At 64.0% G+C, this 13,994-nt stretch carries 13 protein-coding genes; 5 read left to right on the top strand and 8 right to left on the bottom strand.

What is annotated here, in order from left to right:
- Positions 1–10: 10 nt before the first annotated feature.
- From NMQ14_RS08610 to NMQ14_RS08600, 3 genes are all read left to right on the top strand, one after another.
- Complete coding sequence (locus NMQ14_RS08610; RefSeq protein ID WP_257095204.1) at positions 11–1,642, top strand: HD domain-containing phosphohydrolase; 1,632 nt, start codon at positions 11–13, stop codon at positions 1,640–1,642.
- A gap of 18 nt (positions 1,643–1,660) precedes the next feature.
- Entirely contained in the window at positions 1,661–2,362 is a 702-nt protein-coding gene (locus tag NMQ14_RS08605) for a prepilin-type N-terminal cleavage/methylation domain-containing protein (protein WP_257095202.1), read from the top strand.
- 64 nt (positions 2,363–2,426) lie between these two features.
- On the top strand, positions 2,427–3,467 hold the full coding sequence (locus NMQ14_RS08600) for an isoprenylcysteine carboxylmethyltransferase family protein (RefSeq protein WP_257095200.1): 1,041 nt from the start codon (positions 2,427–2,429) through the stop codon (positions 3,465–3,467).
- Here the strand turns inward: NMQ14_RS08600 and NMQ14_RS08595 are convergent.
- The 5 genes from NMQ14_RS08595 to NMQ14_RS08575 form a co-directional block, all read right to left on the bottom strand.
- Positions 3,440–4,588, bottom strand: a complete 1,149-nt coding sequence (locus tag NMQ14_RS08595; RefSeq protein WP_257095198.1) for a serine hydrolase — start codon at positions 4,586–4,588, stop codon at positions 3,440–3,442. The genes NMQ14_RS08600 and NMQ14_RS08595 overlap by 28 nt on opposite strands.
- Entirely contained in the window at positions 4,589–5,050 is a 462-nt protein-coding gene (locus tag NMQ14_RS08590) for a histidine phosphatase family protein (protein ID WP_257095196.1), read from the bottom strand. It abuts the gene before it with no gap.
- Between the two features lie 78 nt (positions 5,051–5,128).
- Positions 5,129–6,616, bottom strand: coding sequence for a CYTH and CHAD domain-containing protein (locus tag NMQ14_RS08585; protein WP_257095194.1), 1,488 nt, complete (start codon positions 6,614–6,616; stop codon positions 5,129–5,131).
- A 94-nt stretch (positions 6,617–6,710) separates the two neighbouring features.
- The gene (gene moaC / locus NMQ14_RS08580; protein WP_257095191.1) at positions 6,711–7,208 is read right to left on the bottom strand and encodes a cyclic pyranopterin monophosphate synthase MoaC; all 498 of its coding nucleotides are present in this window, start codon (positions 7,206–7,208) and stop codon (positions 6,711–6,713) included.
- Between the two features lie 11 nt (positions 7,209–7,219).
- Positions 7,220–7,690, bottom strand: coding sequence for a response regulator (locus NMQ14_RS08575; RefSeq protein WP_257095188.1), 471 nt, complete (start codon positions 7,688–7,690; stop codon positions 7,220–7,222).
- 189 nt (positions 7,691–7,879) lie between these two features.
- Here NMQ14_RS08575 and NMQ14_RS08570 point away from each other — a divergent pair, with 189 nt between their 5' ends.
- Positions 7,880–9,331: a M48 family metalloprotease gene (locus tag NMQ14_RS08570; protein WP_257095186.1), complete on the top strand. Its 1,452-nt coding sequence runs from the start codon at positions 7,880–7,882 to the stop codon at positions 9,329–9,331.
- Between the two features lie 68 nt (positions 9,332–9,399).
- On the top strand, positions 9,400–9,627 hold the full coding sequence (locus tag NMQ14_RS08565) for a sulfurtransferase TusA family protein (RefSeq protein WP_069039466.1): 228 nt from the start codon (positions 9,400–9,402) through the stop codon (positions 9,625–9,627).
- Positions 9,628–9,735: 108 nt separating this feature from the next.
- Here the strand turns inward: NMQ14_RS08565 and NMQ14_RS08560 are convergent, their stop codons facing one another.
- Genes NMQ14_RS08560 through NMQ14_RS08550 form a run of 3 tightly spaced genes read right to left on the bottom strand, consistent with a single transcriptional unit; the run spans position 9,736 to position 13,993 of the window.
- Positions 9,736–12,804, bottom strand: a complete 3,069-nt coding sequence (locus tag NMQ14_RS08560) for a valine--tRNA ligase (protein WP_257095185.1) — start codon at positions 12,802–12,804, stop codon at positions 9,736–9,738.
- A gap of 29 nt (positions 12,805–12,833) precedes the next feature.
- Positions 12,834–13,568 carry a hypothetical protein gene (locus tag NMQ14_RS08555; protein ID WP_257095184.1) on the bottom strand — a complete coding sequence of 245 codons (735 nt, stop codon included), beginning with the start codon at positions 13,566–13,568 and terminating at the stop codon, positions 12,834–12,836.
- Positions 13,565–13,993 carry a DNA polymerase III subunit chi gene (locus NMQ14_RS08550; protein ID WP_257095183.1) on the bottom strand — a complete coding sequence of 143 codons (429 nt, stop codon included), beginning with the start codon at positions 13,991–13,993 and terminating at the stop codon, positions 13,565–13,567. The genes NMQ14_RS08555 and NMQ14_RS08550 overlap by 4 nt, the downstream gene beginning before the upstream one ends.
- Between the last annotated feature and the right edge of the window lies 1 nt (position 13,994).

Below are 13,994 nucleotides of genomic sequence, written 5' to 3'. Positions count from 1 at the left end.
AACGCACGCCATGGATACCCTCGACGATCTGCTGCGGCGCCTGGAACAGCTCAACGAGATCGGCAGCGCGCTGTCGAACGAGCGCAACATCGATGCGCTGCTCGAAAAGATCCTGCTGGCGGCCAAAACCATCACCCATGCCGACGGCGGTACGCTGTACCGCATCGACGAAGCGGGCGAGCACCTGCGCTTCGAAATCCTGCGTACCGACTCGCTGGGTATTGCGATGGGGGGCAGCACCGGCAAGCCGATCGCCTTTCCGCCGCTGTCGCTGCACCTCGACGACGGCTCGCCCAACCTGTCCATGGTGGCGGCCTACAGCGCGCTGAACAGGCAGACGGTCAACATTGCCGATGCCTACCGCGCAGAAGGTTTCGACTTTTCCGGCACGCGCGCCTTCGACGCACGCACCGGCTACCGCTCGACCAGTTTCCTGACCGTGCCGATGATGAACCACGAGGGCGCGGTCATCGGCGTGCTGCAGTTGATCAACGCCGTGCATCCGGTCACCGGCGCCGTCGGCATCTTTTCCGGCTCGGACCGCCAGCTGGCCGAATCCCTGGCCTCGCAGGCCGCCATCGCACTGACCAACCGCCAGCTGGTGAGCCAGCTCGAAGCCCTGTTCGAATCCTTCATCACGCTGATCAACAACGCGATCGACGAAAAGTCGCCGTACACCGGTGGCCACTGCCAGCGCGTGCCGACGCTCACGATGATGCTGGCCGAAGCCGTGAATGACACGCAGGATGGCCCGCTCGCCGGCTTCACGATGACCGAAGCCGACCGCTACGAACTGAAGATCGCCGGTCTGCTGCACGATTGCGGCAAGGTCACGACGCCCGTGCACGTGGTCGACAAGGCCACCAAGCTGCAGACCATTTTCGACCGCATCGAACTGATTGATACCCGCTTCGAACTGATCCGGCGCGACATCGAACTGGCCACCCTCAACAGCCGCTTCGCTGCCGGCCCCAACGCCTCGCCGGCCGTGCTGGCCCAGATCGAACGCCACGGCGCCGACCGGCTGCGCGACATCGACGAAGACCGCGCCTTCCTGCACCACGCCAACATCGGTTCCGAACGCATGAGCGATGCCGACGTAGAGCGGGTACATGCGATCGCCCGCCGCTGGCGCTGGACCGATTCACAGGGCTCGGAACGGTCCTGCCTGAGCGAGGAAGAGGTCGAAAACCTGACCATACGCGCCGGCACGCTGACGGCTGCCGAGCGGGAAATCATCAACTACCATATCGTATCGACGATACGCATGCTCGAAGCGCTGCCCTGGCCGCGCCACCTGACCAATGTGCCGGAGTACGCCGGAGGTCACCACGAGCGCATGGACGGCAAGGGTTATCCGCGCGGACTGGCGCGCGACCAGATGAGCGTGCAGGCGCGGGTCATGGGCATCGCCGACATCTTCGAGGCGCTGACCGCGAAGGACCGGCCGTACAAACGCCCGATGCGACTGTCGGAAGCCCTGCACATCCTCGGCAAGTTCCGCCTGAACGGCCACATCGATCCCGACCTGTTCGACGTGTTCGTGCGTCAGAAGGTCTATCTCAAGTACGCCGAAACCTTCCTCGACCCGGAACAGATCGACGACGTCGACCTGTCGTCCATCCCCGGCTTCCAGCCCTGAACTGACAATTTGCGTCACATGCTGCCTGTGCGCGTCAGCACGCAGGCATCTGTTTCGGACTGTGTCAGCACAAGCGGAAATAAAAAATACTGTAAATCAATCATTTGTAAAAAATCGCTAAAGCTGGCACCCGCCTTGCTCGATATCACCCTGAGCGCACAGGCGCCCGTTCCGTTCAAATTTCAGGAGAGTGATATGAAAAAGGTTCAACAAGGCTTTACGCTGATCGAACTGATGATCGTGGTTGCCATCATCGGTATTCTCGCGGCGATCGCGATTCCGCAGTATCAGGACTATACGATCCGTGCGAAAGTTGGAAGTGCGCTGAGTTCAGTAACCGGACTCAAGACTGCGGTTGCAATTTGCATTCAGGACAACGGTGGTGTTCGCACTGACTGCGATACTGGCCAAAACAACATCGCCGCTTTTACGCCGACGAAGGAGGTAGCTTCCGCAACGGTAGCTGACGGTGTCATAACACTTACCTTTGCGGCTGCAGGAATTGGTACGAATGTCGACGGATTAGTGGTTACGATGACTCCCTCCACGCCGGCAGCAGGTACGACATCCGCCAACATCACTTGGACAAATACGACAACTGTCACCAATACGGCCGCGAAGTCGGCCATTGAGAAGAACAATGTGGCTGCGGCGAGTAGCTCAACCAGCTCAACCAGCTCAACCAGCTCAACGAGCTCGACCAGCAGTACTGGTGGCTAATAGAGGTTTAGACGCCACTAGTGAAGGCCCCGGAAGGGGCCTTCACTTTTTTGATTCTGACGCCATGCGCCTCTACAGCTACCTCGCCACCCTTCTGTTCCTCGGCTTCGGTCTGACGTACTACACGCGGATCAGCCCGTGGCACGTTGAATTGCTGAACAAGACAGTCAGCTTCCAGTTGGAAGGCAGTGAGCTGCACCTTTCGATCTTCAATATCTACGCATGGGTGGTCATCGCCTACGCGATAGCCCTACCGTTTTATTACCGTCATTCAGACGGTGAGTCGAAGGCGCTGGTCGTGGCACGTGCGTGCCGAACTTTGATGCTTGAAAAACGGCGGTTTTCGAATGCCGAATCGCTCGCGGCGCGCATCCTGCTTTTGAAATTCTTCTTTGCGCCGCTGATGGTGTCGTGGCTCGCGCAGCATCTTTCCGGGTTCTTCGATCTGTCAGCCACGCTGAATGGCGCAGCCGCGGCTTCGATGAACTGGATGGAGCTCTACAACAAGGTGCTGCATGCGAAGCTCATTCATCTAGTGATCTTCTTTGATGTGTTCTTCTTCACCATCGGTTACATGGTGGATCACCCGAAACTGAAGAATACTTTTGTATCGGTCGATCCGACGTTGTCGGGATGGCTGGTCTGCATCATCTGTTACCCACCTTTCAATCTTGGTCTGAAATCATTCATCGGCTGGTACAGCACGGATTCACCCGCGGCCGATGCTGTGGGTGTGCAGTTCGCATTGAATCTCGCCGTGTTGCTGACATTCGTTGTCTATAGCGCGGCCAGCCTGAGTCTTGGCTTCAAGGCCAGCAACCTCACCAATCGCGGTATTGTGGATACGGGGGTCTATCGCTTCATTCGCCATCCCGCCTACACATTCAAGAATCTGGCGTGGTGGCTGGGTGCCATGCCCGTGCTGTGGCTGGCCGTGCAGCGGTCGCCGCTGGAAGTGGTCGCCATCCTGTTGTCCCTGTGCGGCTGGACAACGATCTACATCGCACGTGCGCTGACCGAGGAGCGTCATCTGCTGATGACCGACAATGGCTATCGCGAATACATGCAGCGTGTTCCCTATCGCTTTATCCCGGGCATCGTCTGAGCACGAGTGCTTGTGCATTGATTGAACGCGCGGGCGCCTTCATCAAGTGCCTGCAGTAACGATTCATTCCATCCCTGCCAATTTGTACGGCGCTGATTCGAAAGCGCAACCCATGTCCATGCGCCATCCGCCGTGATTGCCGCAAGTGCAGTCGTGCCCGGGAGGCTGCCATCGCGCCAGAAAACGGCGGGATCGCCGAAGCGACGCTCAACATGGAATATCAGGCCGTGGCAGTTGCGCCGCCCGGTGAGGCGCCGGCACGCATCAGGTGCGATGTCCAGAAGATCCAGGCTTGTCCTGTCGAATGCGGCGTGCATCAGTCGTGCAAGATCCGTTGCGGTCGATTCGAAGCCGCCGCTGGCCAGCATTGCGCTGTAATTGAATCGGTAGCGTGCCGGATCGTCAGCCCTGTCGTCCGGGCTGGGGTGATACAGCACGGCCGTGCTGCGGCCGTCATGAACGCGGAGTGACGATGCCCCGATGTGGCGTTCCACCATGCTGCCGATGACTTCCGAGAGAGGTGCATGGTGCGCCTTCGACAGCGCTTCGCCGACCAGGCAATACCCCATGTTCGAATATTCAAACCGTTCGCCGGGGCGGCGTGCAAGCGGCTCAGCAAGCACTTCGGCCGACCGGCCCGGACAGCGTGGCCGGGGGCGCAGCGTTTCGTCGAGTCCGTCGGTGCGCGCGAGTCCGCTTCGGTGGGCAAGCAGGTCACGTATGCGGATCGAGCCCGCCCCTTCGCCAACAGACTTTCGCGACAGATCGAGCGCGTCGATCAGATAGCTGTCGAGCGGCAGCAGGCCCGATCGGTCGGCTTCGAGCGCCGCGAGCCCCGTCAGTACTTTCGACAGACTGGCGATGCGCAGGGGCTGCTTGACGGTGAGCGGCTTGCCTGGCGACGCTTCGCCGACCGCAAGCTCGACGAATTCGCCGCTTTGATGCAGCAATGCAAACTGCAGACCCGGGAGTTCTCTAGACTGAGCTGCAGCACGCACGCTGTTTCGAAGATTTTCAGCGCAGGTCGATCGTAGTTCCTGCGCTGCCGCGTCAAGGACAACGCCACCCCACAGGCACGACATCATCACGAGACCACCGACGAAGCGCGCCCAGGCACTCATTCACTGCGACTGCAGCAGTTCGGCTGTCAAAGATGCCCGCAACACCGTCTGCGTCTCCCCGTCCCGCACCCGGTTGCTGAACCACCACACCGCGCCCTTCTTCACGGTCCAGTCCGCTTCCTGACCGGACAGCAGCAGCGCGGCGAGCTGGCCGAGCGTGGGTTGATGGCCGACGATGAGCGCTGCGCCGCCGCCGGTCGGCCACTCGGAGGCGGCGATCAGGTCGGCGACCGAGCTGTCGGTCGACAACAGGCGGGACGTTTCAAACTCGAGGCCGAGCGCCTGTGCGGTCTGCTGGCAGCGGGTGGCCGGGCTGGCCAGAATGCGGGTCTGCTTCGGCAGCCGGGGCTTGAGCCATGCAGCCATCTGTGCGGCCTGGCGCTCGCCGCGGCCGGACAGGCGGCGTGTCGCGTCGGGCAGGGTGTCGACGGCCTCCGCGTGGCGCCACAGTATCAATTCCATGTCTGTTTCCTCCATCATTTTCAGGGCGCGCGGCAGTGTGGGCGCCGGGCGTGACAGTGGAATGAACGCACGGCGATGTCAGCGTGGCAAAGGCATGCGCGACAGGCGTTTCAGCAGTTTCGGGGCATCGCCGACGATCCTGCGGTAGCGCGGAAGGTGATGACGTGCGATCAACGCCACGGCCGCCACGAGTTCGGGGTCGTCGCCGGCAGCGGCGAGCAGGCGCGGGCCGGCCTGGCTCAGGTCGTTCAGGAAGCCGAGATCTTCCTGCGCCTGCATCAGTGCGCCGATCGCCCGTTTGGTCTTGCGCGGGCCGAGCAGCGGCGCAAAGAATTCGATCGCGTAGCGCAGCCGCTTGATGTCGATGCGCAGCGCATGCAGTGCCCCGATGTCGCCTTCGGCCGCGTGCCGGCAGCCATCGACCATGCGCGCATGGGCACGGGCCAGACGCTTGTGCGCCAGCGTGCGCAGATTGCCTTCACCGCCCGGCGGCAGTTCATGCAGCGCACGCAGCAGCGCCATCATCAGACGTGCCTGCCGGCCGTCCTGCAGCGCTTTCTGCACGCGGTCGCGCACCTGCTGCCGGGTGGCATGAAGCGCGCCATCGAGTGCGTGCAGATTAGCGGCCGCGTCGTGGGACAGCACGGGCGCGAGCAGTTCGGATTGCAGCACGTCCCGATCGCGCAGCTCACCCAGATCACCGGCAAGCGCGCGCAGCGGCAACGCGAGATCGGCCGCCATGCCTTCGGGCAGCGCCGGCGCGAACAGGCGCAGCGCACTGCGCAGCCGGCGCAGCGCCACCCGCATCTGGTGAATGAATTCCGGCGCGTCGGACTGCAGCGCACCGACTTCGTTGGCTTGGTAGTGCTGGATGCAATCCAGCGCGACCGCGCGGAAGGCGTCCTGCGCACCGCCCTGTGGATCGACCGGCGAACGCGTGGCACGCACCGGCTGATACGGCTTGTCTTCGATCAGTGCGTATCCGCGCTGCGCCTTGCTGCGCGATTCGGCACGCAGAGGCAGGGTGCGCACCAGGGTGTCGGCATGGTCGAGCAGCGCTTCGATCGGTGCGCCGGCCAGTTCCAGTTCCAGCTCCGAAATGCTGTCGCGCCGCCCGCCCGCTTCGATCATGCCGCGGTCGGCCATCAACAGCAGTTCGCCGTCACCCGCCGCGAAACGCCATTCGCGCCGCTCGAAATTCGTCTCGAACACCTGCGCCAGCAAGCCGCGGTCACGCAGCCCTTCGAGCAGGCGGCGCAGCGCGGCGTCATCGACCTGCGAAAAATCGAACTGGCCGGTAAAGGGCTGTTCCCACTCGGGGCGGGAGGACAGGCCGGCGCTGGCAGCGCTTGCGCATTTCACAGTCTGCAGCCAGCGCCGTCCGACGCGGCGCAATCGCAGCGCCACGCGCTGCTCGCGCAGGCGGAAATCCGGCGTGTCGAAATAGAGGTTGCGCAAGGTGTGCGTCTGCGGCGCGGTGACCGCCTGACGGAGCAGGGGGTGCCGCGAAAAGGCACGCCATCCGTGTTCGGCGAGCGCCAGCTTGAGTTCCGTTTCCCGGCCCATGACTGTCCTGTCGCATCGGGCGTCATTGCCCGGAAGGCGCCGATGGTAGAACGAAACGGCCCGGCTTCGTCACCTTGCGGCGGCGCGGCCCGATTCAGTCCGCCTGCCAGTGCCCCGATTTGCCGCCGGCTTTCTCGAGCAGGCGGATGTCACCGATCTGCATGCCGCGGTCCACCGCCTTGCACATGTCGTAGATGGTCAGCAGGGCCACGCTGACCGCGGTGAGCGCTTCCATCTCGACGCCGGTCTGGCCGGTGGTGCGCGCGGTGACTTCGCAATGCACCGTGCTGCCGGCTGCATCGAGCGTGAAATCCACGCTGACCTTGGTGAGGGCAATCGGATGGCACAGCGGAATCAGGTCGGACGTGCGCTTCGAGGCCTGGATGCCGGCGATGCGCGCCACGCCCAGAACGTCGCCCTTCTTCGCGGTGCCGTCGCGCACCAGCTCGAAGGTGGCGGGCAGCATGGTGATCGACCCGGCGGCGCGCGCCACGCGCGCGGTGTGCGCCTTGTCGCCGACATCGACCATGTGGGCCTGGCCTTCGGCGTCGAAATGGGTCAACTGAGGGTTCAGCGGCTTGTCGGCACTCATGGTTCGCAGCCTCAGCGCGCCATCGCCGACGGATGCGGCGGCTGGATGTTCAGTTCGAGCCAGTAGCGGGCCAGCAGCGTCAGCGTTTCGGAAAAGCTCACGAAGTCGAGCGACTTGCGGACGAAGCTGTTGGCGCCAAGCTGGGCCGCGGTGCGGATGTCTCGCTGCTGCGAGGAGGCGGACACGACGACCACCGGCAACACATGCGTCTGCGGGTCGGCGCGCACCAGACGCAGCACTTCCATGCCGTTGATGCGCGGCAGCGTGAGGTCCAGCATGATCAGCGCGGGCTGGTACCGCGTATCGCGTCCGGCGTAGTTGCCGTGACCGAACAGGTAGTCGAGCGCTTCCTCGCCCGACGGTACGACCTTGATCTGGTCGGCAGGCACGATGGTGCGCAGTGCCGTGGTGATGAGCTTCACATCCTCGGGCACGTCTTCAATCAGCAGCAGGGCGTGCGAACCAACCGGAATCGATGACATCGGGTGCGTAGGCGTGAATGGGTGAGGATGGCTGTCTGGCAATGCCTGTGGAACATGGCAGGCGACGCCCTGCGGGTGCCCGGTTGCCGCCGGTCGTGCAGCGGGCTGTCCGGGCTGCGGAGCGACGGTACGGGCCGGGGTACCGGAACCGAACGATCGTTCACTTCGCTTCGTTATCATAGCATCGCCATGAGTCACTTCTTCACCCGCCGCAGCCTGCGCACCGCTGTCGTTGCCGTCCTTCTGCTGCCCTTGTCCGTACCCGCGCAACCGCTGCCCGATCTGGGCGACTCGGCTCAGGCTGACCTGTCACCCGCGCTGGAGAATCGCATCGGCCTTGCGTTGTGGCGCGACATGCGGGTGCGCGAGCGTGCGTACGTCGATGACCCGGAAATCAACGGTTACCTCAATCATCTCGCCGACCGGCTCACCGATAAGCTGCCCGGATCGACGCAGGACTTCGAACTGTTCGCGCTGCGCGATCCGAGCCTGAACGCCTTTGCCTGGCCGGGTGGCTTCATCGGCGTGCATAGCGGACTGATCGTCACCGCGCAGAGCGAATCCGAACTGGCGTCCGTCATCGCGCACGAGATTTCACACGTGACGCAGCGTCACATCGCGCGTCAGTTCTCCAATCGCGGGCAGTCGACCATCCTTGCGCTGGCATCGCTGGTCATTGCGGTACTGGCGGCGCGCGGCAACTCGCAGGTCGCGCAGGGCGCCCTCATAGCCGGCCAGGCGGCGACGGTCGCGTCGCAACTTGCCTACACGCGCGATTTCGAGCGCGAAGCCGACCGCATCGGACTGCAGATGCTTGACAGCGCAGGGTTCGACACGCGCGCCATGGCGGCCTTCTTCGAACGCATGCAGCGTTCGGCGCGCTTCTACGAGAGCAATTCGCCGGCCTATCTGCGCACCCACCCCCTGACGGTCGAACGCATCACCGACGCCAGCGCCCGTATCGAGGAAACCGCCTACAGACAGGTGCCGGACAGCCTCGATTTTCTGCTGGTGCGCGCCAAGCTGCGCGCCTATGAAGGCGATGCAAGGGAGGCGCTGGCCGAATTCGACAATCGCTTGCGCGACGTGCAGGGCAGCATCCGGCTCGCCGCGCGTTTCGGTCTGGCACATGCCGCATTGCGCCAGCGCGATTTTGCCCGCGCACAGCTAGAGGTGGACGGGCTGCGTGCCGAGCGCTTCGAATCACCGATGCTCGACAATCTTGCCGGCCTGATCCTTCTCGAATCGGGTGATGCCAAAGGCGCCATCGAGCGCTTTCGCGACGGTTTGAAGCGTTCGCGTTCGCGCGCGCTCACCTACGGTCTGATCGAGGCGCTGCTCGCCGACCGGCGAGCAGCCGAGGCACTCGCACTGATCAATGACGAGGTGTTGGCCTATACGCAGGACCCGCGCCTGTATCGCTACCAGGCACGCAGCCATGCATTGCTCGACCAGCGGCTGGCGCAGCACCGCGCGCAGGCCGAAGCCTACGCGCTCAACGGCCAGTATCAGGCGGCGATCGAACAGCTCGAGATCGCTCAACGCGCTGCCGATGGCGACTTTTATCAACAGTCGGTGGTCGACGCGCGGTTGCGCGAACTGCGCGAGAAGCTGGCTGAACTCAAGCGCGACGGGCTGTGAACACCGGTCCGGGCGGACCGGTGTAAACTCGCGCTCCTTTCATCGCGACCCGAGCGACCGGAGCAGACATGGAATTCGACAAGGAACTCGATGCGCGCGGCCTGAATTGTCCGCTGCCCATCCTGCGCACGAAGAAGGCGCTGTCCGAAATGAGCAGCGGCCAGGTATTGCGCGTGGTCGCGACCGACCCCGGTGCGGTGCGCGACTTCGAAGCCTTTGCACGCCAGACCGGCAACACGCTGCTCGAAAGCAGCGACGCGAACAAGGAATTCGCCTTTCTGCTGCGCCGCAAGTAAGGCACGAGACATATCGCAGGGCTGACGACCGGATCGCCTGCACGGCAAAGGCCTGCTGTTGCAGGCGGCCAGGGCCAAGGTTTGCTCCGTGCGCCCTGACGCTGCGTCTCAGCCCAGCCGGCCGAGCTGTTCCTTCAGCTTGCCCCGCAGATCGCCAAAGTCGGTCATGCGCTTGCGTTCCTGTTCGACCACATTGGCCGGCGCACGGCCGACGAAGCTTTCGTTGCCCAGCTTGGCTTCGCACTTGGCGATCTCGCCGCTGACTCGCGCGATTTCCTTGCCGATGCGCTCGCGCTCGGCGGCCACGTCGATCTCGATCTTCAGCAGCAGACGGAAATCCCCGACCACCTGCACCGGTGCCGGCGAAGCCGGCAACGCGTCGCCGACAGCCTGTACTTCGCTCAGCCTGGCGAGCGCCGCGAGGTAGGGCGCGTAGCCCGTGATCGCCTCGACATTGCCAGCGGCCAGCAGCGGTACCTTCAACGCCGGCGATACGCCCATTTCGCCACGCAGGCTGCGGCAGGCGTCGACCATGGACTTCAGTTCGATCACCCAGGCATCGGCCGTCGCGTCGATGCGGCTGGGCACCGCCTGCGGATAGCGCACGATCTGGATCGAATCGCCCTCCTTGCGTGCCGCCAGCGGTGCGACCGTCTGCCACAGCTCTTCCGTGATGAACGGAATCAGCGGATGGGCCAGGCGCAGCACGGTTTCGAGCACGCGCAGCAGGGTGCGGCGCGTGGCGCGCTGCTGCGCCGGTGTGCCGTTCTGGACCTGCACCTTGGCCAGTTCGAGATACCAGTCGCAGTACTCGTCCCACACGAAACGGTAGATGGCCTGCGCCACCAGGTCGAAGCGGTAGTCGCCGAACTGCTTCTCGACTTCGGCTTCGACGCGCTGCAATTCGCTGACGATCCACAGGTCGGGCGCCTGGAAATGCAATGCGCCGTCCGGGCCGCAGTCTTCGTTGCACGGCGCCATCCCGCAGTCCTGCCCTTCGCAGTTCATCAGCACGAAGCGGGTGGCGTTCCACAGCTTGTTGCAGAAGTTGCGGTAGCCCTCGCAGCGCTGCATGTCGAACTTGATGTCGCGGCCGGGGCTGGCGAGCGAGGCGAAGGTGAAGCGCAGCGCGTCGGTGCCGAAGGCGGGGATGCCGTCCGGAAACTCCTTGCGCGTGCGCTTCTCGATCTGTTCCGCCTGCTTCGGATTCATCAGGCCGGTGGTGCGCTTCTTTACCAGGTCGTCAAGCGCGATGCCGTCGATCAGGTCGATCGGGTCCAGCACATTGCCCTTGGACTTCGACATCTTCTGGCCTTCCGCGTCGCGGATCAGGCCGTGCACATAGACATCGCGGAACGGAATCTTCCCGGTGATGTGCGTGGTCATCATGACCATGCGCGCCACCCAGAAGAAGATGATGTCGAAGCCGGTCACCAGCACCGACGACGGCAGGTAGAGGTCGAGCGCCGGATTGCTCTTTTCCGGGTTGCCCGGCTCCCAGTCCGGTGTCCAGTCCAGCGTCGAGAAGGGCCACAGCGCCGACGAGTACCAGGTGTCGAGCACGTCTTCGTCGCGTTTGAGAAGCGGCAGGTTTTCCTTGATCGCGTAGTTGCGGCCAACGTCCGGAAGCGTGTCGCCGGACATTTCGCGCGCCATCGCGGTGGCGACGGCGAGGCGCTTCAGGTCCGGATTCGCCTGCGCGAGATGTTCGAAATACTTCTGGTAGGCCTCGGCTTCCGAGTGCGCGACGAACACGTTTCCGCTGTCGTCGTACCAGGCCGGGATCTGGTGGCCCCACCACAGCTGACGCGAAATGCACCAGTCCTGGATGTTGTTCAGCCACTGGTTGTAGGTGTTCACCCAGTTTTCCGGGTGGAAGCGGATCTCGCCGCTGGCCACCACGTCGAGCGCCTTCTGCGTGATGCTCTTGCCGTCGGCACCCGGCTTGCTCATCGCGACGAACCACTGGTCGGTCAGCATGGGCTCGATCACCGCATTGGTACGGTCACCGCGCGGCACCTTCAGCGTGTGCTTGTCGGTCTTGTCCAGCAGGCCGGCAGCTTCGAGGTCGGCGACGATCGCCTTGCGGGCGGCGAAGCGGTCAAGTCCTTGATAAGCCATAGGGACGAACGATTCTGGCATGAACCCGCCGCCAGCCTCCTCGGGACTGCTGCGCACATAGGTGTTATCGGGAAGCTTCGCTAGAGCACTCAGTGCTGGATTATTGCCCGCAGATACCATTCGCCCATCGAGCCCGATAACCGACAAAAGTCCGCCGCCGGGCTGTGCCTTGAGGTCGTCCTTGTGGCGTTCCCACACCGCGTAGTCGTTGAAGTCGTGCGCCGGGGTCACCTTGACGACGCCGGTGCCAAATTCGCGATCGACATAGTCGTCGGCGATGACCGGAATTTCGCGGTCGGTCAGCGGCAGCTTCACGGTTTTGCCGATCAGCGCGGCGTAGCGTTCGTCTTCCGGGTGCACCATCACGGCGACGTCGCCCAGCATGGTTTCCGGACGAGTGGTGGCGACGGTCAGATGGCCGGAGCCATCGGCCAGCGGATAGCGGATGTGCCACAGCGAGCCAGCTTCTTCCTCCTGCACCACTTCGAGGTCGGACACCGCCGTGCCCAGCACCGGGTCCCAATTCACGAGGCGCTTGCCGCGGTAGATCAGGCCTTCTTCATGCAGGCGGACGAAGGTTTCGGTGACGATTTTCGACAGGCCTTCGTCCATCGTGAAGCGTTCGCGCGTCCAGTCGGGCGAGGTGCCCAGCCGGCGCATCTGGCGCGTGATGGTCGAGCCGGAAAATTCCTTCCACTCCCACACCTTCTTCACGAATGCCTCGCGGCCGAGGTCGTGGCGGGAGATGCCCTGGGCGTCGAGCTGGCGCTCAACCACGATCTGCGTGGCGATGCCCGCGTGGTCGGTGCCCGGCTGCCACAGCGTGTTGTCGCCGCGCATGCGGTGGTAGCGCGTCAGCGCGTCCATCAGGGTCTGGTTGAAGCCGTGACCCATGTGCAGCGTGCCGGTGACGTTGGGCGGCGGCAGCAGGATGCAGAAGTTGGGCTTGTTCGGGGTGTCTGTGTCCAGACCGGCAGCGAAGTAGCCGCGCGATTCCCACTCGGGGTACCAGCGGCGCTCGATGTCGGCCGGTTCGAAGCTCTTGGCCAGCGTCATGACGGGTTCGCGTGAAAGCAAACCGTCGATTATAGAGGCTGGTCCGGTGCTTCCGACGGGTCGCGGGACAGCGCGGCGGTGACCACTGCCACGCTGCGCGCCTCGATTTCACCGGCGATGGTGTCGCGCAGGTCGAGCACCGCCTGTTCGCGGATGCGCGCCATGGCGTTGTCGACGGCGGCACCCATCGCGGCTTCGAGCGCGGCGCGCAGTTCAAGCCCGACCAGCGCCGGCAAGGTGGTGCGGCTCCAGTCGTCGATCAGGCTCTGGATCAGCGGCGCCAGATCACTGAACTGCTGCGTGAGGGCATGCGAGGTGTTCTGCTGCAGCGCGTCCCGGAGCTCCGTTCTGATTTCCGCCCGGACCGCATGGCGGGCCTCATCCAGCAGATCCAGCCGTGTCTGCGCGGCGACTTCCCGCGTGACGCGCTCGGTGACGTCGCGCGTGACCTGTTCGGTGACTTCCGTCGTTACCTGCTGCGTTACGTCTGCCGCCACCGCAGCCGCAACTTCAGCGGTGACGCGCTCTGTCACGGCTGCAGTCACTTCGGCCGTGACGCGTTCAGTGACTTCGGCGGTGACCTGTGCGGTGATTTCCTCCGTCCGGTCTTCCGGTTCCGGTACGGCGATCAGCGCGTCAAGATCGATGGCTTCGGTCAGCAGCGGAATGCCGTCGTCGACCGGGGCCGGCGTGGCGTGACCGGCGACAAAGCTGCGGCTGCGCCGCATCAGGCTGTCTGCTCGTCCAAGCAGGTCATCACTCATGCGGTCTCCGCCGTGGCGTGTCGGGTGTGCAGATCACAGCCGTGCTGCCGGTAGAGCACGAAGCGCGCGCGGGCGGCTTCGCGGTCCTCGGCGTCGTGGCCGACGATTTCGACGATGTGCTCGCGCTGCTCGAAGCCTTCAGGTACCTGGACCGACAGGTTCAGCAGCACCGCGTCGGCCGGCGCCAGCGCAGGATCGCGACCGATGCGCACCGGGCTGGTGTCGGCCAGCGGGTGGCCGTCGCGCACATGCGGCACGAAGGCGAGGTGCTCGAACGTCCACAACATCTGGTCGATGCGCGCCGCGAGCAGGTCGTCGGCGCAATGGATCCACACCCGGCGCCCGGCAGCGTGCCAGCCGGCGACCAGTTCGCAGGCGTGGCGCAGCTTGTCGGGCGCGTCGTGGTGGAAGTCGACCCGGGGCATG

The sequence above is a fragment of the Methyloversatilis sp. XJ19-13 genome (assembly GCF_024580155.1).
In the GTDB taxonomy this organism is placed as follows: Bacteria; Pseudomonadota; Gammaproteobacteria; order Burkholderiales; family Rhodocyclaceae; genus Methyloversatilis.
Note: the sequence above shows the minus strand (reverse complement) of the source record. Positions and strands in the feature narration are given on the sequence as shown.

What these genes read in the sequence shown, in the direction of transcription:
- NMQ14_RS08610 (WP_257095204.1), top strand. Translation starts at nt 11, where the DNA reads ATGGATACCCTCGACGATCTGCTGCGGCGCCTGGAACAGCTCAACGAG.
- NMQ14_RS08605 (WP_257095202.1), top strand. Translation starts at nt 1,661, where the DNA reads ATGCTGCCTGTGCGCGTCAGCACGCAGGCATCTGTTTCGGACTGTGTC.
- NMQ14_RS08600 (WP_257095200.1), top strand. Translation starts at nt 2,427, where the DNA reads ATGCGCCTCTACAGCTACCTCGCCACCCTTCTGTTCCTCGGCTTCGGT.
- NMQ14_RS08595 (WP_257095198.1), bottom strand. Translation starts at nt 4,588, where the DNA reads ATGAGTGCCTGGGCGCGCTTCGTCGGTGGTCTCGTGATGATGTCGTGC.
- NMQ14_RS08590 (WP_257095196.1), bottom strand. Translation starts at nt 5,050, where the DNA reads ATGGAATTGATACTGTGGCGCCACGCGGAGGCCGTCGACACCCTGCCC.
- NMQ14_RS08585 (WP_257095194.1), bottom strand. Translation starts at nt 6,616, where the DNA reads ATGGGCCGGGAAACGGAACTCAAGCTGGCGCTCGCCGAACACGGATGG.
- moaC (WP_257095191.1), bottom strand. Translation starts at nt 7,208, where the DNA reads ATGAGTGCCGACAAGCCGCTGAACCCTCAGTTGACCCATTTCGACGCC.
- NMQ14_RS08575 (WP_257095188.1), bottom strand. Translation starts at nt 7,690, where the DNA reads ATGTCATCGATTCCGGTTGGTTCGCACGCCCTGCTGCTGATTGAAGAC.
- NMQ14_RS08570 (WP_257095186.1), top strand. Translation starts at nt 7,880, where the DNA reads ATGAGTCACTTCTTCACCCGCCGCAGCCTGCGCACCGCTGTCGTTGCC.
- NMQ14_RS08565 (WP_069039466.1), top strand. Translation starts at nt 9,400, where the DNA reads ATGGAATTCGACAAGGAACTCGATGCGCGCGGCCTGAATTGTCCGCTG.
- NMQ14_RS08560 (WP_257095185.1), bottom strand. Translation starts at nt 12,804, where the DNA reads ATGACGCTGGCCAAGAGCTTCGAACCGGCCGACATCGAGCGCCGCTGG.
- NMQ14_RS08555 (WP_257095184.1), bottom strand. Translation starts at nt 13,568, where the DNA reads ATGAGTGATGACCTGCTTGGACGAGCAGACAGCCTGATGCGGCGCAGC.
- NMQ14_RS08550 (WP_257095183.1), bottom strand. Translation starts at nt 13,993, where the DNA reads ATGCCCCGGGTCGACTTCCACCACGACGCGCCCGACAAGCTGCGCCAC.